A 20,907-nucleotide genomic window follows, 5' to 3' on the forward strand; every position below is an offset into this window, starting at 1 on the left:
CTTTAGGGACATACTATTCAAGAAATTATTTAAATAAATCAACAAACATATCAATCGTCTGTTCAGAGGCGACTAAACCACTGTTTGTCCAGTTACTTTCATCCTCAATGTAGTATACCTGATCATTTTTGACTACATCGGTATTGTTCCATACACTACTGTTTTTCAATGCTTCGATTCCTTCATCGTCTTCGTAGCCTAAAATAATCAGATGGTCCGCATCAATCTCAGAGAGCTTCTCTAAAGAAATTGGGTTCCAGGCTTCTTCACCTTGTCCAAGCTCCTTGACAAGCTCAGGAACTTCTACACCCAATTCATTGTAAATCATGTTTGCAGAGTGACGATTTTCCTCAAATAAGAAATATTTTCCGCCGACAACCCACATCATCGCAACAGATTCATCACCTAATGTTTCATCCAGCTCTTCTTTCGCTGTTGTCACTTTTTCATCATAGCCTGCTAAAGCCTGTTCAGCTTCTTCTTCTTTTCCAAGTATTTCTCCTATTTTCTGTAAACGTACCTTCCAGTCACTTACTTCTTCCTCGGATAATACATATGTTGGAGCAATTGCTGCGTAGTCTTCGTAAGAGCCTTCATAGTTATCTAAAGTATGATCTAAAATAATAAGATCAGGCTCTATACTAAGTACTTGCTCTAAAGGCAATGTCCATTCAATGGTTTCTACATCTGCAAGGTCTTCTTCCAAATAATCCTGGACACTTTCGCCAATCGCCCACTTTGCAACAGGTTTTTCATCAAGTGCAATTAATGTATCTTCATTGTAAGAGGCAAGAATTTTTTCCGGGTTTGCCGGAACAGTAACTTCTCCCATTTCCGAATCAACGGTGATCTCGGATGCTTCCTCTGTATCGTCAGATGTATTTGAATCATCAGACTTGTTATCATTACTATTGCCGCAAGCAGCAAGAAGTAATAGAGTGGTAAGTATCAGCATAAATAAATATTTTTTTTGCATAAATTTGTTCATCTCTTTTTCTCCTTTTATGTTATAATGAACGTCTAACGATAATGATAATCAGTTTCAATTAGAAAGTCAATAAGTTATTTAAAAGCAAGCTTTTACGAAATTTTAATTCTAAAAAAATCAAATCATATTACAACCATATTTTATGAAGAAAGTATAGGAGTATACAAGAAATGAGATTGTTTTCACGTTCTTCTCAGTTGACGAAGATACTAATTAATATCATAGGGATTTGCCTTGTTATTTTTTCGATTGGTGTGTCTATCTCTTATGGTGCAACAACGATTGATTTACATACTGTCTGGCAGGCTGTGTTCAAATTCAGTGAAGGACAACAGGCCCACCAGGTTATTTGGGAGTTGCGTATTCCGCGTACCTTGGCTGCCGTGCTGGTAGGTGCGTTTTTAGCTATGTCTGGAGCTGTCATGCAGGGAATGACGCGTAATCCGCTCGCATCGCCATCTATTATGGGGGTAACAGATGGCGCTGCGTTTATGCTTGTGATTATCCTGGCCTTTTACCCGGCTGTTTCCAGTGTCGGCTTAATGTTTGCTTCTTTTCTTGGGGCGGGTATCGCTGTAACCCTGGTGTTTTTAGTGGGATCCTTTTCGAGCAGTGGATTGACACCTGTTAAGCTGGCGCTGGCCGGAGTCGCAATAGGAACTTTGCTGCGGTCTGTTTCCTCGATTCTTTCATTGCATTTCCAGCTGGAGAAGGATATAGGATTTTGGCTTGCAGGCGGATTAGACGGAGCAGGCTGGAATGCGGTAATGGTTCTTCTTATTGCCGGAGCAATAGGGGTGATCCTGGCATTATCTATTGCGAAGTCCATCACTGTTTTGAGCTTGGGAGACGATTTGTCTACGGGATTAGGACAGAATAATACGCTTATTAAAATTACCGGCATTGTAGTTGTATTAATATTAACAGGTGTTGCAGTTTCTGTTGCCGGCTCTGTCGGGTTTGTCGGATTGATTATTCCGCATATTACACGTTTTATTATTGGGACAGACTACCGATGGATTATTCCTACATCAGCAGTGCTGGGTGCTTTATTACTTGTGAATGCGGATCTTATTGCACGGATGATTAACGCCCCATTTGAAACACCGGTAGGCGCTATTACTTCCATTATCGGTGTGCCATTCTTCCTCTATTTGGCCAGAGGCAGCGGGGGTGACAAAAAATGAATCCATTAGAAAAGCAAAAAAAACTTCGATTTTGGACGATTATCATTATATTAGTTATCGGGATTATTGTTTTTTCCTTTCTCAGTTTAAATCTGGGGACGATTTCCATCTCTCCGAAAGAAGTGATTCGAACACTGATGGGACAGGGATCAGACAGACAAGAGCTGGTGTTGTTTAAATTCCGGATGCCGGGGATTATTTTGGCATTATTAATCGGAGCAGGCCTGGCGGTTTCTGGAACGATTATGCAGGGTATCACACAAAACGGACTTGCTGATCCGGGAATATTAGGAATTAATTCAGGAGCGGGCTTTGCGATTGTGTTATTTCTCTATTTCTTTCAAGGTGTTATACCGGCAGCGAGTGCACTAAACACTTATATGCTTCCTTTTGTTGCATTAATTGGGGCGTTTACAGCGGCAATATTGATTTATGCCATTGCCTGGAAAAAAGGAGTATCACCGATTCGGCTTGTTTTAGTCGGAATCGGGGTAAACGCGGCATTTGGTGCTCTTCTGACGATTTTTCAGCTGCGTATGGATCCGCAAAATTATCGTCAGGTAACGATTTGGCTGTCAGGTGAGATTTGGAATGCGAACTGGAATTTTGTATTTGCTTTATTGCCCTGGATGCTGATACTTATTCCAATCGCAATAAATAAAGCGAGAAACTTAAATGTCTTTCACTTAGGGGATGATGTTGCGTCTGGTCTTGGTACACATGTTGAAAGAGAGCGGGGAATCTTATTATTAATTGCTGTAGCATTAGCGGGAGCATCCGTCGCGGCCGGTGGTGCGATTGCCTTTTTAGGACTTGTTGTGCCGCATATTGTCCGTAAGCTGGTAGGGCCGCTGCATCATTACGTGATTCCGATTTCTGCCTTACTGGGGGCATTTATTTTAATGGCAGCAGATATGATTGGAAGTAATATTCTGGCGCCAACAACAATACCAGTAGGAATTGTTGTATCGATTGTCAGTACACCTTATTTTGTATATCTGCTGATGAAAACAAATTAATAAAGGGAAGGGATTCAGGTAATTATGAACGAAGAAATATACGACGTAACGATTATTGGCGGCGGACCTGCCGGGTTATTTGCTGCTTTCTATAGTGGCATGCGGGAAATGAAGACAAAAATTATTGAATATCTTCCATACCTCGGCGGAAAGGTACCGTACTTTTATCCGGAAAAAGTAATTCGCGACATCGGTGGTATTGCACATGCTACTGGAGAAGAAGTAACCGATCAGCTGGTGGAACAGGCAATGACCTTTGGCCCGACGGTTGTTCTGGGAGAACAGGTCGTTGATATGCAACGTATGGATGATGGGAATTTTCAGCTTATAAGCAGCAACGGAAATATCCATTATTCTAAAACAATTATGCTGGCAACCGGATTTGGGACATTGCACTCTGTGAAACTGGACCATCCGGAAGCGGTTTATTACGAAGAGAAAAGCCTGCATTATACGGTAAGGAAGCTGGCGGATTATCATGATAAGCATGTGCTTATTTCCGGCGGCGGCAACAGTGCTGTAGATTGGGCGCTGGAGCTTGAGAACATTGCAAAAAGTGTAACGCTTATCCACCGCCGTAATGAATTTAAAGGATTGGAAAGCAGTGTGACGAAGCTGAAAAATTCATGTGTAAATGTAATGACGCCGTATGAATTAAAGGCATTGCATGGAACAGATGGGCAGATTGAAAAGGTAATATTGGGACATTTAGAGAATGAAGCGGATGAGAAAGAAATTCAGGTTGACCGGCTAGTAGTCAATCATGGTTTTCAAATTAATCTGGAGCCGATTACTACATGGGGATTGGAAATGAAAGACGGTATGATTGCTGTAGATTCCAGTATGCAAACTTCTGTTGAAGGTGTATTTGCAATTGGTGATATCGCACATTATCCGGATAAACTTGGATTAATCGCCGGAGCGTTTAATGAAGGACCAATTGCAGTTAACCGCGCGAAAAAGATCGCTGATCCGGGAGATCCCGTGAAGCATTTATTCTCCACCAATTTTGCAGCTTTTGAGGAAGACGAATAAAATAACCTTTAAAAAGCACTCTAACGTTTTCAACCTGATAAAGAAGGGCTAAGAAAACAGTAAGAGTGCTTTTTTAATTTTTACCCGATAAATATTTGCGGAAAAGCTCTAAAAACTTTTGCCGGTCTTCTTCTGTTAAAGCTTTAGGACCCTTTGAATGCTTTCCGCTCCGCCGTTCCTTGGCGCTCAGGTAGCGGGATTGCAGAAGCTGATCAATATTGTCATTAGTATAGGTGAATCCCTTATGATGCAGTACATAACAGCCCTTCGCAAGTGCGAGAGAAGCAAGTCCATAATCCTGTGTGACCACAATATCCTCTTTTTTGGCAAGCTTCATAATCCGATAATCTGCAGCGTCTGCACCTGTGTCCACATAAATCGTCTCCACCCAGTCAGGATATTCCTTTAAAGAAAAATGTGAGATACTGGTTACGAGTACTACATGAACAGATTTCTTCCCTGCTTCCTCTATAATAATGTCTTTGACCGGACAGGCATCGGCATCTACATAAACTTTCATCCGTTCACTTCCTTTTTTAGTGAGTGGTAGATTTCTTCAAATTCCTTCCTCACTATAGTTGTTTCTCTTTTAGTTATACCATAATAAAGCCCCAACATTTAAAGAACTTGTCTTATTCACTAGAATTTCATTTGAAAAACATGTAAGATATTAATCATTATCTATCGTGAAAAAGGAGCTTTGCTGCATGGAACTTGTTATTGATCAGATGAGAGCGGAAGATTGGAAGCAGGTTTTGGAAATATATCATTATGGAATGGAAACAGGTAATGCGACCTTTGAAATGAATGAACCTGATTGGAAATCCTGGGAAGACTGGGATCGTGACCATTTGAAGTGGTGCCGTCTGGTGGTCCGTGAGGGGGAGCATGTCCTCGGTTGGGCCTCCCTATTACCGATATCCGCAAGAGAGGCATATCAGGGAGTTGCAGAGGTCAGTATTTATTTGCATAAAGACAGCACGGGAAAAGGCGTAGGCACAAAGCTCATGCAGGCATTGATTGAGGAAAGTGAAGCAGCAGGAATGTGGATGCTGCAATCAGAAATTTTCCCTGAAAATACAGGCAGTCTGAAGCTGCATGAAAAGATGGGCTTTCGCAAGGTAGGATTTCGAGAAAAAATCGGACAGATGGAAGACGGCAGATGGCGGGATGTTGTGCTTGTGGAACGCCGCAGCCCGCATGTAGGACTAGACTAAGGAGGAGATTATACATGGAAATCAGGATAAACGAACAAGTGTTTGAAGGGAAACAGGTTGAACTGGATGAAGTAGCTGGTAAGAAACAGATCGCATTTTCATTTGATGTTACCAGCGAAACCTATCATGACGTTACTACATTGCTGTATAAAAATGATTTTCAGGTTAACATTCCTGGAAAATCTTTATCCTTCCCGGCAGCTATCCAAGAATATTCTACTTCAACAATAAATTTATATGAAAAAGGCAATACAAGTGAATTTTATCTGAAGATACGCGAAAAATAAATGCTTAGGATATAGAGAGGGAGTACGATACAATGGAGCCTATACTATTAACATTTCCACATCAATTTGAAACAGAACGGCTAGTCATCCGGGCGCCGAAGCCGGAAGATTGGCAGCCGCTTTATAAAGCGATGCAGGACTCTATCAATGAGTTAATGCCCTGGCTCCCATTTGCACGACAGGAGCAGACAGAATCAGGTGTGAAAAAGACAACAAAAGAGGCTTATCTGAATTTTTTAGCGCGTGAGGATTTGCGATTCCATGCTTTTGATAAAGAGAGTGGAGAATTTATTATTTCCAGCGGATTACATCGTATTAATTGGGATGTACGGAAATTTGAAATTGGTTATTGGATTGATACGAAGCATCGTGGGAAAGGCTATGTGACAGAATTGGTCAAAGGACTGACTGCTTTTGCATTCCGGGAGCTGGATGCAAACCGTGTGGAAATCAGGTGTGATACGAAAAACGGAAGAAGCAAAGCAGTTGCTGAAAGAGCCGGTTTTGAGCTGGAAGGAATTTTGAGAAATGATGATATAGAAGAAAATGGGGAACTCAGAGATACCTGTGTTTTTGCAGTGATTGAAGATCCTGAATCAAATTAGGAATAAAGGTGAAATAATGAAGCGAGTAACAGTAAAGCAATCCTATGTAAAAAATATCAAACAGCAAAACCCATTAATTTTAGAAGAAGCTATTGATGAGCCCCATAAACTTAGTGAAGGTGAGATCATTGGCCTGCATACACCACAGGGAGAATTTTTGGCACAGGCATATACAGGCCGCCAGAATAAAGGGATGGGCTGGGTCTTAACATTTAAGCAGGAAGAGACTATTGACCAGTCATTCTTTAAGCGGAAGCTGCTCAGTGCAATGAATAAACGACGTTCTTATTATCAAGCCGAAGAAACAACGGCCTTTCGCATGTTTAATGGGGAAGGAGATGGAATTGGAGGCTTAATCATTGACTATTTTGACGGCTACTACGTTATTCAGTGGTACAGTGAAGGAATTTATGCGTTCAAAAACTGGGTTATACAGGTTTTTGACGAGCTGGGTGACTATCAGGGGATTTATGAAAAGAAACGCTTTGATACGAAGGGTCAGTATGTAGAAGATGATGATTTTGTAAAAGGAACAAGGGGTGAATTCCCGCTGATAGTGAAGGAAAATGGAATGAATTATGCTGTTTATCTGAATGACGGGGCAATGGTCGGTATTTTCTTAGACCAGCGCGAGGTCCGAAAAGCATTGCGTGACAAATACGCCAAGGATAAGCATGTGCTAAACACCTTTTCCTATACTGGTGCATTTTCTGTTGCAGCTGCATTAGGCGGTGCATCAAAGACCACCAGTGTTGATTTAGCAAAACGAAGTAAAAGCAAGACGATTGAACAGTTTAGCGTAAATGGGATTGATTTTGAGCAGCAGGATATTATTGTAATGGATGTATTTGATTACTTCAAATATGCCAAACGGAAGAATCTGCAATTTGATGTGGTTGTTCTTGATCCGCCAAGCTTCGCACGCTCTAAGAAAAGAACTTTCCGGACAGCGAAGGATTATCCGGAGCTGATAGAGAATTCTATTGAGCTGCTGGATAAAAACGGAGTGATTATTGCTTCCACTAACACAGCCTCCTTTGGGATGAAGAAATTCAAAGATATGATTCACAGGGGGTTTGAGGCGAAGCAAAAGGAGTATACAATTTTGGAAGAGTTCTCATTGCCGGGTGATTTTGCGGTGGATAAGCATTTTAAACAGGGGAATTATTTGAAGGTAGCAGTTATTCAGGTAAAGGGATAAATTTTATTGAGGCATTTTTACACCGGTGCAAGGCTTGTTGTAAAAACGCCTTTTTTTGTGGGAAAATGTATATACTCATCATATTTGGAATACGGACTAAAGAAAAAAGACAATAAAAATCTCAAAAACTATTGAATAAATATTCTTTTTAATGCATAATAATGCATAACAACTTATTGAATAGGCAGGTGTAGGTGAATGACAACAAACCAAATCCAATTTCAGCAGGCGCTAAAAGGCAGAGATTTTTTGAAGCTTGCGGACTATACAAAAGAAGAGATTGACTACTTAATTGAATTAGCAGATTATCAAAAGAAACAAAGTAAAGATGGAATTGTTTTTGAACCGTTAAAAGGCAAAATGCTGGGCATGATTTTTGAAAAATCGTCAACAAGAACCCGTGTCTCCTTTGAAACAGGTATTTATCAGCTTGGCGGAATGGGAATTTTCTTAAGCTCCAAGGATATTCAAATCGGCAGAGGAGAGACAATCGCAGATACAGCCCAGGTGTTGTCCGGCTATTTGGATGGAATTATGATCCGTACCTATAATCAGTCTGATGTGGAGGAGCTGGCAAAGCATGCAAGTATTCCTGTAATCAATGGGCTGACTGACCTGTATCACCCTTGCCAGGTATTAGCAGATTTGCAGACAATTAAAGAGGTCAAAGGAGTGCTGCAAGGACAAAAAATTGTTTATATTGGTGATGGCAATAATATGGCACATTCTTTAATGATTGGTGCTGCGAAGATGGGCATGCATATTGTGACTGTGACACCAGATAATTATAAGCCTGAGGAACAGGTTACGGAAAAAGCAAAAAAATTCGCCGGGGAGTATGATGCAACTATTGAATGGAGTAATGACCCGGATGCAGCAGTTAAAGATGCTGATGTTATTTATACAGATGTATGGGCAAGCATGGGACAAGAGGCAGAACAGACACAGCGTGTACAGGAATTTCAGCAGTATCAGGTGAATGAAAAATTGCTTGCCAAGGCTAAGTCAGATGTAACCTTTATGCACTGCCTTCCAGCACATCGCGGGGAAGAGGTTTCGGCAGGAGTCATTGATGGGGAACATTCTGTTGTCTTCCAGCAGTCTGAAAATCGTCTGCATGCCCAAAAGGCTTTGATGACAGCGTTGATGGGATAAATAGTAGAAAGTAAAGAAGCAGAGAGTCTGAACAGAAACCCTCCTGCTTCTTTTGTTCTTTAGTCTGTTATTTCTTCCCCATTGATGTATACATGACACAGGTTAGATTGCGGATCAAATGGATTTCCTTCCCAAAGCAGAAAATCAGCGTCTTTTCCAGCTTCCAGTGACCCTACACGATCCGCGACACCAAGGTGCCTGGCTGCATTGGAGGTCATTGCTTTTAAAGCCTGCTGTTCGGTCAGGCCATTCTTGACAGCATGAATGGCACTGGTCAGCAGATATTCGATTCCGACAACAGGGTGATCTGTCGTAATGGAGCAGGAAATGCCGGCATCCATTAATGCTTTGATCGTGCTCCAGCTCTTATCCTTCAGTTCTACCTTAGAACGTGAAGACATTGTCGGGCCGACGGAAACCATAACATCATGCTTGGCAATATAATCAGCAATAAAGTGGCCTTCTGTACAGTGCTCAATCGTTACATCAATATCAAATTCCCTTTTTAAGCGGAGTACAGTGATAATGTCATCTGCACGGTGAGCATGAACACGTAAAGGTATTTCTTTATTTATTACTTTCGCCAATTGCTCTAAACCAAGATCACATTTCGGATTCTCTTCTTCTGTGTATGCTTTTGCTTCCAGCAGCTTTTTCCTTAATACTGCTGCAACACCCATCCGGGTAGCCGGCATTTTTCCTTTTGAACCGTGAAATCTCTTAGGGTTTTCACCAGTTGCGGCCTTCATTCCGGATGTCTGACGGATTATCATCTCATCAACAATATGACCAGTTGTTTTTAAAACAGACATTTCTCCGCCGATTACATTGGCGCTTCCCGGCATTACCTGGACAGTTGTGATACCAGACTTTCGAGCTGTTTTCAGGCCTTCTTCCCGTGGGTTGATACCGTCTATTGCTCTTACTTCAGGTGTAACAGGATCAGAGGTTTCATTAAAATCAGCACCCTCCTGTCCTACTCCTTCCTCGGATACTCCTAAATGTGTGTGTACATCAATTAATCCGGGAGTAATGATGTAACCTTTTCCGTCAATTGTACGGTAAGTATCTGAGGCATCTAATACCTCAGAGATTTTTTCAATTTTACCGTTGCGGATAAAAAGGTTAGTATGCTCGAATATTTCTTCCTTGCCATTCCAAATTGTAGCTCCAGTAATTACAAACATATGTACTCTCCTTTGATAAAATAATATTGATTTCTACAAGCCTTTAATCTATAATCAATTTATTATAAGTCTATTAATTAAATTCAGATAATATAAAAATTTAAGTAGACTTGTAATAGTTTTACTTTATCGTATAGTAAAACTATTAAATATTCAATATTGGAGGGATTACATGCAAGAAAAAGACGAGACAGCTTTGCTGGAATATTTGACTGCTAAGGGAGCATACAATCCCCAAAAAATTGGTGATTTGGATGAATTTACTTTTCTGGCTAACCTTACAGGAAGACCTCAGGCATGGACACTGAATAAACAAAATGAAGTAGAAGCCTTTACAACAATGTCCGATCGTGTCCTTGGGGTATATCATTCTCCATCGGGAAAGAAATCTATTATTGCTTCTGATTTTGAAGGGAATGAGAAACAGCAGTTTTATATCACAGGGGATAAAGGAGAGACAGTAGAGAACTTAGTTATTTCCAAAGATCATTTTCATGAATTTGGGGGATGGTCACCTGATGAAAAGAAGATTGCCTTTGCAAGCAATCGCAGGCATCCAGGTTATTTTGATATTTTTGTTTGTGATGTGGAAACTGGAAAAGAACAAACAGTATATGAAACGGATACGAATTGTTCGGCACTATGCTGGACGAAAAATGGAAAGGGTCTCATTATCAGTGTGAAAGTCTCAAATATTGATAACCAATTACATATGTTAGACATAGACTCAGGAGAGACAACACTAATTGGCAATGCAGACGTTCCTGCACGATATCATTCTGTCCAGCTTAAAAAGGATGGAAGTGCCGGATACCTAGTTACAGACGAAGGTAGAAATACATTAGCCATAGCTTCTTTTTCAATGGATTCACCGCAGCAGATTGAGTATCTTTTTAAGGATGAACAGTGGGATATTGAAGAAATAAAACTTTCCCCGGATGAAACAAAGCTTGCTTACTCTTTAAATAAAGGAGGAAGCTCACTATTAGCCGCTTATTATCTGGAAGATAACTTCGTGAAAACAATAGAGAGTATTCCATCAGGTGTTTATCAATCTCTCAGCTGGTTAAATGAGGAGTCATTATTGGCGGGCGTAACAAGTGCTGTCATTCCGGGTGACATATGGAAGGTCGAAGTTTCTGCAGATCAATCAACCCGGTTAACCTATGTTACACCAGATTCAGAGATTGCCAAGCAATGGGTGGAACCAGAGCTCTATCAGTTTACATCCTTTGATGGACTGAAAGTTCCTTATTTTCTATATGGCAAGAAGCATGCCAATCAGCCGGTAATGATTCATGTTCATGGCGGACCAGAAAGTCAAATAAGGAATGAATACAATCCGGTTATTCAATTCCTGGCTGCACAAGGCTATGCAGTTGCTACTCCAAATGTACGTGGAAGCATGGGATATGGCAGGGAATATGTGCAATTAGATGATGTCCGTAAGCGTATGGATTCTGTTGCAGATTTGAATTACCTTGTTAAAGACCTGATAGAAAATCATCAGGCAGATAAAGGCCATGTAGGAATTATGGGAAGAAGCTATGGCGGATTTATGGTGCTGGCTGCAATTACACACTATCCAAAGCTTTGGGCTGCCGCTGTTGATATTGTAGGTATCAGTCATTTCCGTACATTTTTGGAAAATACAGGCCCTTGGAGAAGGAGACTGCGTGAACAAGAGTATGGCTCATTGGAAAATGATGTGGATTTCTTTGAAGAGATTGCGCCATTAAACCATACAGATAAGATAGAAGTGCCGCTGCTTATTTTCCATGGAAGAAATGATACACGTGTACCAGTATCCGAAGCGGAACAGCTGACAAGCGACTTGGAAAAGCAGAATAAGGATGTTGAACTGATTATATTCGATGATGAAGGACATCAGACAGAAAAACTGGAAAATCACATTCTAATGAATACAAAAATTGTTGAGTTTATGAATCAGTATTTAAAATAATACATCAGGAAATTTTGTTAAAAATGCTCATTCCGTAAGAGAAAATCAAGAGTCTTACGGAATGAAAATTTATTATAACAATATAACACAGGGGGAGACAGCATGAAAAAATTTTACTTAGCATTTTTTATGAGCATGATCATGGCCGCTTTAGTGTTGGCTGGTTGTGCAAGCGAGCCAAATGAGTCAGAAGGTGACTCAGGAGATGGAGGGCAGGCTCAGGAAGGCGGGGATTTAGTAATTGCTACAATTTCTGATGCAGTTTCTTTAGATCCGGGCGCTGTAAATGATGTACCTTCATTTGATGTACAATATAACATTTTTGAAAAGCTGGTAAAGCATGATGAAGACATGAATTTACTTCCGAGTCTGGCAACAGAGTGGGAGCAGGTTGATGATACAACTTGGGAATTTAAGCTGCAGGAGGGCGTAACCTTCCATGATGGCGAGCCTTTTAACGCAGAGGCAGTAAAAGTAAATATTGAGAGAATGATGGACCCTGATGTAGGATATCCAACTGCAAATATGGTGGAAATGATTGAAGATGTTGAGGTAGTGGATGACTATACTGTTCATATTAATACAGAGTATCCTTTTCCAGGCCTTCCGGCTAATTTAGGGCATCCAATGGGAGCAATGATTTCACCGAAACAAATTGAAGAAGACTATGCGGCAATGGAGGATGGAGAGAATCCAGGATCTGTTATTAATGCAAATCCAATTGGCACAGGTTATTTTAAATTTGATGAATGGGCGTCAGGGCAGCATATTCGCCTTGTCAAAAACGAAGACTATTGGGATGGAGCAGCAAAGCTTGATTCGGTAACGTTTAAAGTAGTTCCTGAAGATTTAACAAGATTAGCAGAATTACAGACTGGAGATTCGCATGTTTCTAACCCGCTCAGCTCTTCAGATATTGAGCAGGTCGAACAATCTGAAGATTTGGAAATGTATCAGCAAAGCAGTGTTTCTTTAGACTATATCGGATTTAATACACAAAAAGAGCCTTTTGATGATAAACGTGTCCGTCAGGCAATTTCTATGGCATTAGATAAAGGCCAAATCCTTGATGGAGTTGTTAATGGCTATGCGATAGAGGCGGAAGGACCGCTTTCACCGGGTGTGTTTGGTTATGATGAAAGTATCAAAGGATTGGACTATGACGTTGATGCAGCAAAAGAGCTTTTAGCAGAAGCAGGATATCCTGATGGATTCTCAACAACGCTATGGACAAATGAAACTCGGGAACGTGCAGATATCGCTACAAACGCCCAGGCTCAGTTAAAAGAAATCGGGATTGATGTCGATATTGAAATGATGGAGTGGGGAGCATATCTGGAACAGATTGGTAATGGTGATCATGATATGTTTATTCTGGGCTGGTCAAACAGTACAGCAGATGCTGATCTTGGATTAGCTCCGTTATTCCATTCGGATAATCTGGGACCTCCCGGCAACCGTACATTTTTACAAAATGATGAGTTAGATGAATTACTGGATGCAGGACGTCAGGAAGTAGACGAGGATAAGCGCTTAGAAATCTATAAAGAGGCACAGGAATTACTGATTGATGAAGCGCCAATGGTCTATATTATGCATAAGGACTATCTGCTTGCTGAAAGAACAGAGGTTCAAAACCTAAAAATGCTGCCGACGAAAATGCTGCTGTTAAAAGATGTTTATTTAGAACAGTAAAGTATATTGAAGGCAACAGAAAATAATTAGTTTCAGAATAAGAGCAGCTGCTGATTTTTAGCAGCAGCTCTATCTTTTTTGGAGAGTTGTGAGCAAGAGAATTTATATAATAGAGAGGATGAGTATATGAGGAGAAAAAACTATTTGTGGAGCATGCTTATTATTGCATTAAGTATGCTGGTATTAGCTGCCTGTGCCAGCGAACCGGATGAGTCAGAAGGAAATACATCAGCCGATGGTGGAGAGCAGTCAGGAGGAGATCTTGTCATTGCTACTGTTTCTGATGCAGTTTCCTTAGATCCTGCCGGAGCAAATGATGTACCTTCGTTTGACGTGCAATATAATATTTTTGAAAAATTAGTTAACTATGATCAGGATATGAACTTGCTGCCGAGTTTGGCGACAGAATGGGAAACGATTGATGATACAACCTGGGAGTTTAAGCTTCAGGAAGGTGTAACCTTTCATGATGGTGAGACTTTTAATGCAGAAGCTGTGAAGGTGAATTTGGAGCGTTCTTTAGATCCTGAGGTTGGAGCTCCGGCTTCTTATTTAATTGAAATGATTAAAGAGATTAATCCGGTAGATGATTACACTGTACATATTAAAACCGAATATCCAATTCTCGGCCTGCCTGCACATTTGGCTCACTCCATAGGGGCAATGATTTCACCGAAGCAAATAGAAGAAGATTATGCTGCCATGGAGGATGGGGAAAACCCTGGATCTGTCATCAATGCAAATCCAATTGGAACGGGCTATTTTAAATTTGATGAATGGCAGACGGGCCAGTACATCCGATTAGTGAAAAATGAAGATTATTGGGATGGAGAAGCGAATCTGGATACAGTGACATTTAAAGTTGTGCCTGAGGATCTGACAAGAATTGCTGAATTACATACTGGAGAATCACATATTTCCAATCCGCTCAGTTCTTCAGATATTGATCAAATTGAGCAGGAAGAAAATTTAGAAGTATATCAGCAAAGCAGTGTTTCGTTAGACTTTTTAGGATTTAATATGAATAAGGAACCATTTAGTGATAAAAGAGTCCGTCAGGCAATTTCTATGGCTATAGATAAAGCACAGATTATTGACGGTGTTGCAAACGGCTATGCACAGGAAGCCGTAGGACCATTAGCACCGGATGTTGTTGGATCGGCTGAGGGCTTAACCGGTCTGGACTATGATGTTGATGCTGCAAAAGAACTGCTGGAAGAAGCAGGGTATCCGGATGGTTTTTCAACAACACTTTGGACAAATGAAACTCGTGAGCGGACGGATATTGCCACCAATATTCAAGCTCAGTTAAAAGAAATGGGCATTGAAGTAAGCATTGAAATGTTTGAGTGGGGCTCCTATCAGGAAAAAATCAATAACGGGGAGCATGAGATGTTTCTTATGGGCTGGTCAACAGGTACAGGAGATGCTGATGCGGGCTTAAGACCACTGTTCCATTCAGATAATCATGGTTCTGCCGGCAACCGTTTCTTTATAGAAGATGATGAATTGGATGAATTATTAGTAGCAGGGCTCCAAGAGCTGGATGAGGAAGAGCGCTTTAATATTTATGAAGATGCGCAGGAATTACTTGTTGAGGAAGCGCCAATGCTTTATATAATGCATAAGGATTATTTAATGGCCGTAAATAATTCAGTGAAGAATTTAGAAATGCTTCCTACAAAATACTTGCTGTTAAAAGATGTTTATATGGAACAATAAAAGATTAATTAGAGACGGATAGAGCATGTTTTTATCTGTCTCTTTTTTAGAATAAGAAAGCATATAAAGATGCTGAAGGTATCCGCCCTAGGGTGAGTAATCTTAGTCCCCAGAGATACACTAAGCTTTCTGTGGACTTGACCTTATGAAATTACTCTTGTAGAATCATCTGTGTTTGTTAAATGAAAAAATAGAAATATTTGTTATAATGCAAGTGATGTTTTGATGGAAAGGCAGGTAGGAAAATGAAGAACATATTAAAAACAGCAGGGCTTCTGATTATTTTATTAATTATCAGTGCTTGCCAACCGGAAGAAAACCATGAAGCAACAGAAGCACATCCTTCTGATAGATCTACTGAAGAAGTGTCTGAGCAGTCACAGGATACTTCAGAGGAGGGAAACAATGATTCAGAACCGGCGGCAGATGAAGAAGCTTATGAATATGAAGAACAAAAGGTTATCGGGCAGCAGATAGAGGATGGTGAATATGATGTGGTTGTTGAAACAGACAACAATGGGTCCCGCGTGATGTTTTATGAAATCGACGGGGAAAAATATTATAAAACCATTTTTGTTAAAAATGATAACCGCTTGAAAATCATAGATATTCGGAATAATAACGGTCAAATCTATAATGACATCATTTAAAAAAATGTGCAGGAGTCTCCCATAAACTCTTGCACATTTTTGACTTTTATATATTCTGAGAAATAGAAACCCCTTTTGTATCGATCTCTAAAAGCTGTACTTGATAACCGTTAAGCTGTTTTACCATTTCATTCTTAACTTTTTCCCCATTTCCTTTTGGCATAAAAGAAAGCATCGTTGGTCCTGCACCGCTTAAAGCTGTACCATATGCCCCGGCTTCTTTTGCTTTTTCACGGATAAGATCAAAATTAGGAATAAGTGCTTTTCGAAAAGGCTCATGAAATAAATCATTCTCAAGCATTTTTCCAAACAAAGCATAGTCTTTGGTGTAGAGTGCTGCAACGGCCAGATTGCTCATCGCACTCGCTCTTGCTGCATAACCCCGTTCATATGTATCCGGCAGACAATCCCTGGCAACCTCTGTTTTCAGCTCTACCTCCGGAATATATGCAATTAAATCTAATTCGATGTCATTTAGCCGGACAGAAGGGATATCATTTTTAAGCATCGTAGAGATTGTTAATCCTCCAAACAAAGCAGGCGCAATATTATCTGGATGACCTTCGATTTCTGTTCCAAATGCCAGTTTCTGTTCATCGGTTAATTGCAAATTTCCAAGCTGATTAGCGAGCTCAATTCCTGCGACAATTGCAGATGCACTGCTTCCTAATCCCCTGGCTAACGGAATTTCATTGGTTTCCTGTACCTTACACGGAGGCAATGCTGCCCCGTATCGTTCAGCTACCTGCGTCGTGATATTCCAGATAAAATGATTTTCTTCTGATTCCTCAGAACCATGTGCAAAAAAAACATTCTGATCTGCACACTCAACATCTAAATGAATATACAAGCCTAATGCAAGGCCCATTGAATCGAAACCAGGGCCAAGATTAGCACTGCTTGCAGGTACAGAAATGCGAAACGGCATCATGATGTAATCATCTTCTCTAAATATTCAAGGATGGCATCTTCGTCGTTGGGAAGCGAAACAGGATCAATTGTTAATTGGTCAATGGCTGTCTGCGGATCCTTTAATCCGTTACCCGTTAATACCGCAACAACTTTGCTGCCCTCCGGAATTTTACCTGCTTTTACCTGCTGGATCACACCTGCAATAGAAGCAGCTGAGCCCGGCTCCGCAAAAACTCCTTCCTTGCGTGGAAGCAGTTTAAAGGCAGAAATGATTTCGTCATCTGTGACAGAACCAATCATTCCGCCTGATTCTTCTCTGGCCTGGACAGCTAAATCCCAGCTGGCAGGATTTCCAATTCGAATCGCTGTTGCCACTGTTTCCGGCTCTTCAACAACTTTATTTCTGACAATGGCTGCTGCACCTTCCGCTTCAAAACCAAACATTTTTGGAAGGGCTGTTCCTTTTGATGTACTGTATTCTTTAAAGCCTTTCCAGTAGGCACTGATATTTCCAGCATTACCGACAGGAATTGCCAGAATATCAGGAGCGCCTCCCAATTGATCACATACTTCAAACGCTGCTGTTTTTTGGCCTTCCAAACGATATGGATTAACAGAGTTTACTAGAGTAATAGGTGATTTTTCACTGATTTTTCGAACGAGCTGCAAGGCCTGATCAAAGTTGCCTTCAATCTCAACAATTTCAGCTCCGTACATAACAGCCTGAGCAAGTTTTCCAAGAGCGACTTTTCCTTTTGGAATAACAATAATTGCACGGATCCCTGCACGTGCAGCATACGCTGCTGCTGCGGCAGATGTATTTCCGGTAGACGCACAGATAACAGAGCTAGAGCCTTCTTCTATTGCTTTGGCAACAGCCATTACCATGCCGCGATCTTTAAATGACCCGGTCGGATTTAAGCCTTCAAACTTCCCGTATAATTCAATTCCCAGTTCCTTTGATAGATTTGGAAAATGAAATAGGGGAGTATTCCCTTCTAATAATGATAAAGCGGGTGTTTTATCTGTGACAGGAAGTAAGTCACGATATTCTTCAATTAACCCTTTCCAAGCCATCTTACGCATCTCCTTCTACTTTATAATAACTCTTTATCTCATTCACTGCATCGAATGCTTCTAACTGATTCAGTACTTGTTCAAATTGAGAGTATGGTGTGTCGTGTGTGACTAATACAATTTCTGCAGAATCTTTTTCATCCACTGGAGTCTGCAGAATACGTTGGAAACTGATGTCCTGTGAATGAAAAATCGATGAAATTTCTGAGAACACCCCAGTCTTGTCTTCTACGCATAAACGAACATAATATTGACCATGCTGCTTATCCTTTGGAAGCAATGTCTTTGGAAATTGCATGTCATTTAATTGCTTTCCAGATACTCCGAGACGCATCGCTTTAATTGCAGCAATAACATCGGATAAAATCGCTGTAGCTGTGGGGAGACTTCCGGCACCGGGACCATAGAACATGGTTTCACCAACTGCTTCACCATAAACATAAACTGCGTTATATTCATTTTTTACACTTGCCAGCGGATGGTTTTTTGCCAGTAAAGTGGGCTGTACACTAATTTCTAATTCCTGGTCAAAGAAATTGGCAAACCCGATAAGCTTCATCGTATATCCCAGCTGTGAAGCATAACGGAGATCTTTTAATTCAATACCATGAATTCCTTCTACTTCAACATCCTGTAAATCGACAGGAGTAGAGAATGCTAAGCGGCCGAGAATAGCCATTTTCCGGGCCGCGTCTAATCCTTCTACATCAGAAGTCGGATCTGATTCTGCAAAGCCGAGGCGCTGTGCTTCTGCAAGAGCATCCTCATAGCTTACACCTTCTTCATCCATTTTTGTTAAAATATAGTTGGTTGTCCCATTGACAATCCCCATAATTTTTTGAATATGGTCGGAGGATAACCCCTCATTAATTCCACGTAATATAGGAATACCGCCGGCTACACTTGCTTCATAATAAAAATCACAATTATTTTTAACCGCAGCTTCCTGTAATTCAGGACCGTGCACAGCTACCAAGTCTTTGTTAGCTGATACAACATGTTTTTTATTAGAAAAGGCTTTTAGCATATAATCTCTTGTATGATCAATTCCGCCCATTACTTCAATGACGAGATCAATATCCGGATTTTCAAGAACGTCATCGGGATCTGTTGTTAAAATTTCCTGGTTCACATCAATATTTCTTGCTTTTTCTATATCACGTACAAGCGCTTTAACTACTTCAACTTTACAGCCTAATTGATGCGCCAGTTTTTCCTGGTGATCTTCAATTAAGTGAATAACGCCTGAGCCAACGACACCAAGACCTAATAATCCTACTGAAACCTTCTCTTCCATCTAACCACCTCTACGCTTCCTATTGTATATTGAATTTATTTAAACATGAAAAGGGAAGTAAGGCAATAGCGAATTTTTAGAATACATCCGGGCTTAAGCATGTAACCGTTATCAAAAATGCAGCAATAAAGTAATCTTGAAAAAACGCGGAATTTTAAAAGATATTTATATAATTAAGCGGAAATGGGGATAAGCCCCCCAAGTGATTACGTACCATTAAATTATCTCCTTCATATAATAGGTAAAAAGGGGATATAAAGATATGCGGATCTACCATCTTGGAGCGTTATTTATTTTTTTCATAAGCCTGGGTATAATCATTGGCTACAGCCTGGATAAATTAGAAGTGTTCGCAGTGAGCGGATTTATTTTTGGGACGCTGCCTATTGTCATTTACAGAAGGAGTATTATAAAGAAGGAGAAGGTCTCTAATAATAAGGAAGATAAAACATCGTATACATGAGCAGGGGACTTTCTGATGTAAATTAAAAAACTGCATGGAAACAGACTCATCCATGCAGTTTATCAACCAATCAGTCAGCTGTTACTTCCGGCCGTTTATATCCTTTTAGTGCGACTAATGCTGTAATTAATCCTAAAAAGACAATAGCCCCGCCGACATAGGCATTCTTTTCCACGCTTGCCTGTTCAATAACGATACTTCCGACAAATGAACCGACTGCAATACCTAAATGTAAGGCAGAGTTATTTAAGCTGACCAGAATACTCGAATTCTGCGGGGAGGTCTCAATTAAATAGCTTTGAACCGGCGGCGATACTGCCCAGCTGAGCATTCCCCACAGTATAAGTACAACAAGGAATAAGACAACATGGAACGACGAAACCGGGATAATTAGAATGGTAGCTACAAATAAGATAATGGCGCTGAGAATAGTTCGCTTTGGTCCGAATAAATCGGATAATGTTCCACCTGCTCCGCCACCGCTGACAGCAGAAATACCAAAAATCAGATAAACAGCACTTAGCCAAATGCCGTCTAATTCCATGAAATCTTTTACAAATGGGTTCAAGTAGCCATATAAGGTTGTGTGGCCGGCCAGAACAAAGAAAGTTGTTAATAATATAAAAAGAATCTTTGGGTTCCGGATCATTTTTAGCTGTGTTGTTAACGGCAGGGGTTTTTCCGCCGAAGGAATACGCTGCATAAAGTAATGAACAAATATAATAGAAGCAACCGTTAAGAAAGAGATAAGTACAAACGGAGCACGCCAGCCAAACGATTCTCCAAGGATCAGTCCGAATGGAATCCCAAAAACAAGAGATCCGCTTACTCCCATACTGACGATACCGATAGCCCGTCCTCTGTAAGCCGGCTTAACAATGGAGGATGCCATCATCACACAAAGTACAATGAGTAAAGAAGCACTTGCTGCAGAAATTATTCTGCTAATAAAAATCATCGTATAGTTTAAACTAAAAACAGCAAGAATATTTCCAAGCAAAAAGAACACTAAAGAAATAATGGTCAGTTTTTTTCGTTCAACGGATGCGGTTAAATAAAGTAAAATTGGAGAAGCAATAGCAAAAACAAGAGAGAAAATAGTGATTAATAATCCAGCTTTTCCTAATGATACACCGAGGTCATCCGCTACTAAATCGAGAATACCGCCAATAATCAATTCAACCATTCCGACAACAAATGAAATTGTCATAAGTAAGTATACACTTTTATTCATAATCAACACGCCT

20 protein-coding genes are annotated in these 20,907 nt (G+C 40.5%); 13 read left to right on the top strand and 7 right to left on the bottom strand.

The window, feature by feature from the left end; translation table 11 throughout:
- Window positions 1-25: 25 nt before the first annotated feature.
- A complete protein-coding gene (locus IEX29_RS15935) occupies window positions 26-988 on the bottom strand; it encodes an iron-hydroxamate ABC transporter substrate-binding protein (protein WP_188735352.1) in 963 nt (320 codons plus the stop codon).
- Between the two features lie 170 nt (window positions 989-1,158).
- Between IEX29_RS15935 and IEX29_RS15940 the strand changes: the two genes are divergently transcribed.
- From IEX29_RS15940 to IEX29_RS15950, 3 genes are read left to right on the top strand one after another with little or no spacing between them, the layout of a single operon-like run.
- Window positions 1,159-2,175, top strand: coding sequence for a FecCD family ABC transporter permease (locus IEX29_RS15940; protein ID WP_188735353.1), 1,017 nt, complete (start codon window positions 1,159-1,161; stop codon window positions 2,173-2,175).
- Complete coding sequence (locus IEX29_RS15945) at window positions 2,172-3,194, top strand: FecCD family ABC transporter permease (RefSeq protein ID WP_188735354.1); 1,023 nt, start codon at window positions 2,172-2,174, stop codon at window positions 3,192-3,194. The genes IEX29_RS15940 and IEX29_RS15945 overlap by 4 nt, the downstream gene beginning before the upstream one ends.
- A gap of 24 nt (window positions 3,195-3,218) precedes the next feature.
- The gene (locus IEX29_RS15950) at window positions 3,219-4,229 is read left to right on the top strand and encodes an NAD(P)/FAD-dependent oxidoreductase (protein WP_188735355.1); all 1,011 of its coding nucleotides are present in this window, start codon (window positions 3,219-3,221) and stop codon (window positions 4,227-4,229) included.
- A 73-nt stretch (window positions 4,230-4,302) separates the two neighbouring features.
- Here IEX29_RS15950 and IEX29_RS15955 read toward each other — a convergent pair whose 3' ends face one another.
- Window positions 4,303-4,749, bottom strand: coding sequence for a YaiI/YqxD family protein (locus IEX29_RS15955; RefSeq protein WP_188735356.1), 447 nt, complete (start codon window positions 4,747-4,749; stop codon window positions 4,303-4,305).
- A gap of 187 nt (window positions 4,750-4,936) precedes the next feature.
- Between IEX29_RS15955 and IEX29_RS15960 the strand changes: the two genes are divergently transcribed.
- From IEX29_RS15960 to argF, 5 genes are all read left to right on the top strand, one after another.
- The gene (locus IEX29_RS15960) at window positions 4,937-5,446 is read left to right on the top strand and encodes a GNAT family N-acetyltransferase (RefSeq protein WP_188735357.1); all 510 of its coding nucleotides are present in this window, start codon (window positions 4,937-4,939) and stop codon (window positions 5,444-5,446) included.
- 14 nt (window positions 5,447-5,460) lie between these two features.
- Window positions 5,461-5,733 carry a DUF3219 family protein gene (locus IEX29_RS15965; RefSeq protein ID WP_188735358.1) on the top strand — a complete coding sequence of 91 codons (273 nt, stop codon included), beginning with the start codon at window positions 5,461-5,463 and terminating at the stop codon, window positions 5,731-5,733.
- Between the two features lie 32 nt (window positions 5,734-5,765).
- Entirely contained in the window at window positions 5,766-6,338 is a 573-nt protein-coding gene (locus IEX29_RS15970) for a GNAT family N-acetyltransferase (protein ID WP_188735359.1), read from the top strand.
- A 16-nt stretch (window positions 6,339-6,354) separates the two neighbouring features.
- The gene (locus tag IEX29_RS15975; protein WP_188735360.1) at window positions 6,355-7,539 is read left to right on the top strand and encodes a class I SAM-dependent rRNA methyltransferase; all 1,185 of its coding nucleotides are present in this window, start codon (window positions 6,355-6,357) and stop codon (window positions 7,537-7,539) included.
- Between the two features lie 198 nt (window positions 7,540-7,737).
- The gene (gene argF / locus IEX29_RS15980) at window positions 7,738-8,694 is read left to right on the top strand and encodes an ornithine carbamoyltransferase (RefSeq protein ID WP_188735361.1); all 957 of its coding nucleotides are present in this window, start codon (window positions 7,738-7,740) and stop codon (window positions 8,692-8,694) included.
- Window positions 8,695-8,753: 59 nt separating this feature from the next.
- Here argF and IEX29_RS15985 read toward each other — a convergent pair whose 3' ends face one another.
- Complete coding sequence (locus IEX29_RS15985) at window positions 8,754-9,881, bottom strand: amidohydrolase (protein WP_188735362.1); 1,128 nt, start codon at window positions 9,879-9,881, stop codon at window positions 8,754-8,756.
- A 172-nt stretch (window positions 9,882-10,053) separates the two neighbouring features.
- Here IEX29_RS15985 and IEX29_RS15990 point away from each other — a divergent pair, with 172 nt between their 5' ends.
- From IEX29_RS15990 to IEX29_RS16005, 4 genes are all read left to right on the top strand, one after another.
- Window positions 10,054-11,844, top strand: a complete 1,791-nt coding sequence (locus IEX29_RS15990) for a S9 family peptidase (protein ID WP_188735363.1) — start codon at window positions 10,054-10,056, stop codon at window positions 11,842-11,844.
- A gap of 102 nt (window positions 11,845-11,946) precedes the next feature.
- Complete coding sequence (locus tag IEX29_RS15995) at window positions 11,947-13,539, top strand: glutathione ABC transporter substrate-binding protein (protein WP_188735364.1); 1,593 nt, start codon at window positions 11,947-11,949, stop codon at window positions 13,537-13,539.
- A gap of 126 nt (window positions 13,540-13,665) precedes the next feature.
- On the top strand, window positions 13,666-15,261 hold the full coding sequence (locus tag IEX29_RS16000; RefSeq protein WP_188735365.1) for a glutathione ABC transporter substrate-binding protein: 1,596 nt from the start codon (window positions 13,666-13,668) through the stop codon (window positions 15,259-15,261).
- Between the two features lie 245 nt (window positions 15,262-15,506).
- Window positions 15,507-15,911, top strand: coding sequence for a hypothetical protein (locus IEX29_RS16005; RefSeq protein ID WP_188735366.1), 405 nt, complete (start codon window positions 15,507-15,509; stop codon window positions 15,909-15,911).
- Window positions 15,912-15,957: 46 nt separating this feature from the next.
- Here IEX29_RS16005 and thrB read toward each other — a convergent pair whose 3' ends face one another.
- The 3 genes from thrB to IEX29_RS16020 are packed head-to-tail and all read right to left on the bottom strand — an operon-like array spanning window position 15,958 to window position 19,197.
- Window positions 15,958-16,842, bottom strand: a complete 885-nt coding sequence (gene thrB, locus IEX29_RS16010; RefSeq protein ID WP_188735367.1) for a homoserine kinase — start codon at window positions 16,840-16,842, stop codon at window positions 15,958-15,960.
- Window positions 16,839-17,900 carry a threonine synthase gene (thrC, locus tag IEX29_RS16015; protein WP_188735368.1) on the bottom strand — a complete coding sequence of 354 codons (1,062 nt, stop codon included), beginning with the start codon at window positions 17,898-17,900 and terminating at the stop codon, window positions 16,839-16,841. The genes thrB and thrC overlap by 4 nt, the downstream gene beginning before the upstream one ends.
- A 1-nt stretch (window position 17,901) precedes the next feature.
- Window positions 17,902-19,197 carry a homoserine dehydrogenase gene (locus tag IEX29_RS16020; RefSeq protein WP_188735369.1) on the bottom strand — a complete coding sequence of 432 codons (1,296 nt, stop codon included), beginning with the start codon at window positions 19,195-19,197 and terminating at the stop codon, window positions 17,902-17,904.
- A gap of 262 nt (window positions 19,198-19,459) precedes the next feature.
- Between IEX29_RS16020 and IEX29_RS16025 the strand changes: the two genes are divergently transcribed.
- Entirely contained in the window at window positions 19,460-19,660 is a 201-nt protein-coding gene (locus IEX29_RS16025; protein ID WP_188735370.1) for a hypothetical protein, read from the top strand.
- 70 nt (window positions 19,661-19,730) lie between these two features.
- On the opposite strand, the gene IEX29_RS16030 is transcribed toward IEX29_RS16025, so the two are convergent.
- A complete protein-coding gene (locus IEX29_RS16030; RefSeq protein WP_188735371.1) occupies window positions 19,731-20,894 on the bottom strand; it encodes an MFS transporter in 1,164 nt (387 codons plus the stop codon).
- Between the last annotated feature and the right edge of the window lie 13 nt (window positions 20,895-20,907).

The organism is Oceanobacillus neutriphilus (assembly GCF_014645515.1).
In the GTDB taxonomy this organism is placed as follows: Bacteria; Bacillota; Bacilli; order Bacillales; family Amphibacillaceae; genus Oceanobacillus; species Oceanobacillus neutriphilus.

Coding starts and splice junctions, on each gene's coding strand:
- thrC (WP_188735368.1), bottom strand. CDS start 17,900: ATGGCTTGGAAAGGGTTAATTGAAGAATATCGTGACTTACTTCCTGTC.
- IEX29_RS16020 (WP_188735369.1), bottom strand. CDS start 19,197: ATGGAAGAGAAGGTTTCAGTAGGATTATTAGGTCTTGGTGTCGTTGGC.
- IEX29_RS15995 (WP_188735364.1), top strand. CDS start 11,947: ATGAAAAAATTTTACTTAGCATTTTTTATGAGCATGATCATGGCCGCT.
- IEX29_RS16025 (WP_188735370.1), top strand. CDS start 19,460: ATGCGGATCTACCATCTTGGAGCGTTATTTATTTTTTTCATAAGCCTG.
- IEX29_RS15985 (WP_188735362.1), bottom strand. CDS start 9,881: ATGTTTGTAATTACTGGAGCTACAATTTGGAATGGCAAGGAAGAAATA.
- IEX29_RS15935 (WP_188735352.1), bottom strand. CDS start 988: ATGAACAAATTTATGCAAAAAAAATATTTATTTATGCTGATACTTACC.
- IEX29_RS16005 (WP_188735366.1), top strand. CDS start 15,507: ATGAAGAACATATTAAAAACAGCAGGGCTTCTGATTATTTTATTAATT.
- IEX29_RS15950 (WP_188735355.1), top strand. CDS start 3,219: ATGAACGAAGAAATATACGACGTAACGATTATTGGCGGCGGACCTGCC.
- IEX29_RS15940 (WP_188735353.1), top strand. CDS start 1,159: ATGAGATTGTTTTCACGTTCTTCTCAGTTGACGAAGATACTAATTAAT.
- IEX29_RS16030 (WP_188735371.1), bottom strand. CDS start 20,894: ATGAATAAAAGTGTATACTTACTTATGACAATTTCATTTGTTGTCGGA.
- IEX29_RS15990 (WP_188735363.1), top strand. CDS start 10,054: ATGCAAGAAAAAGACGAGACAGCTTTGCTGGAATATTTGACTGCTAAG.
- argF (WP_188735361.1), top strand. CDS start 7,738: ATGACAACAAACCAAATCCAATTTCAGCAGGCGCTAAAAGGCAGAGAT.
- IEX29_RS15945 (WP_188735354.1), top strand. CDS start 2,172: ATGAATCCATTAGAAAAGCAAAAAAAACTTCGATTTTGGACGATTATC.
- IEX29_RS15960 (WP_188735357.1), top strand. CDS start 4,937: ATGGAACTTGTTATTGATCAGATGAGAGCGGAAGATTGGAAGCAGGTT.
- thrB (WP_188735367.1), bottom strand. CDS start 16,842: ATGATGCCGTTTCGCATTTCTGTACCTGCAAGCAGTGCTAATCTTGGC.
- IEX29_RS16000 (WP_188735365.1), top strand. CDS start 13,666: ATGAGGAGAAAAAACTATTTGTGGAGCATGCTTATTATTGCATTAAGT.
- IEX29_RS15970 (WP_188735359.1), top strand. CDS start 5,766: ATGGAGCCTATACTATTAACATTTCCACATCAATTTGAAACAGAACGG.
- IEX29_RS15975 (WP_188735360.1), top strand. CDS start 6,355: ATGAAGCGAGTAACAGTAAAGCAATCCTATGTAAAAAATATCAAACAG.
- IEX29_RS15955 (WP_188735356.1), bottom strand. CDS start 4,749: ATGAAAGTTTATGTAGATGCCGATGCCTGTCCGGTCAAAGACATTATT.
- IEX29_RS15965 (WP_188735358.1), top strand. CDS start 5,461: ATGGAAATCAGGATAAACGAACAAGTGTTTGAAGGGAAACAGGTTGAA.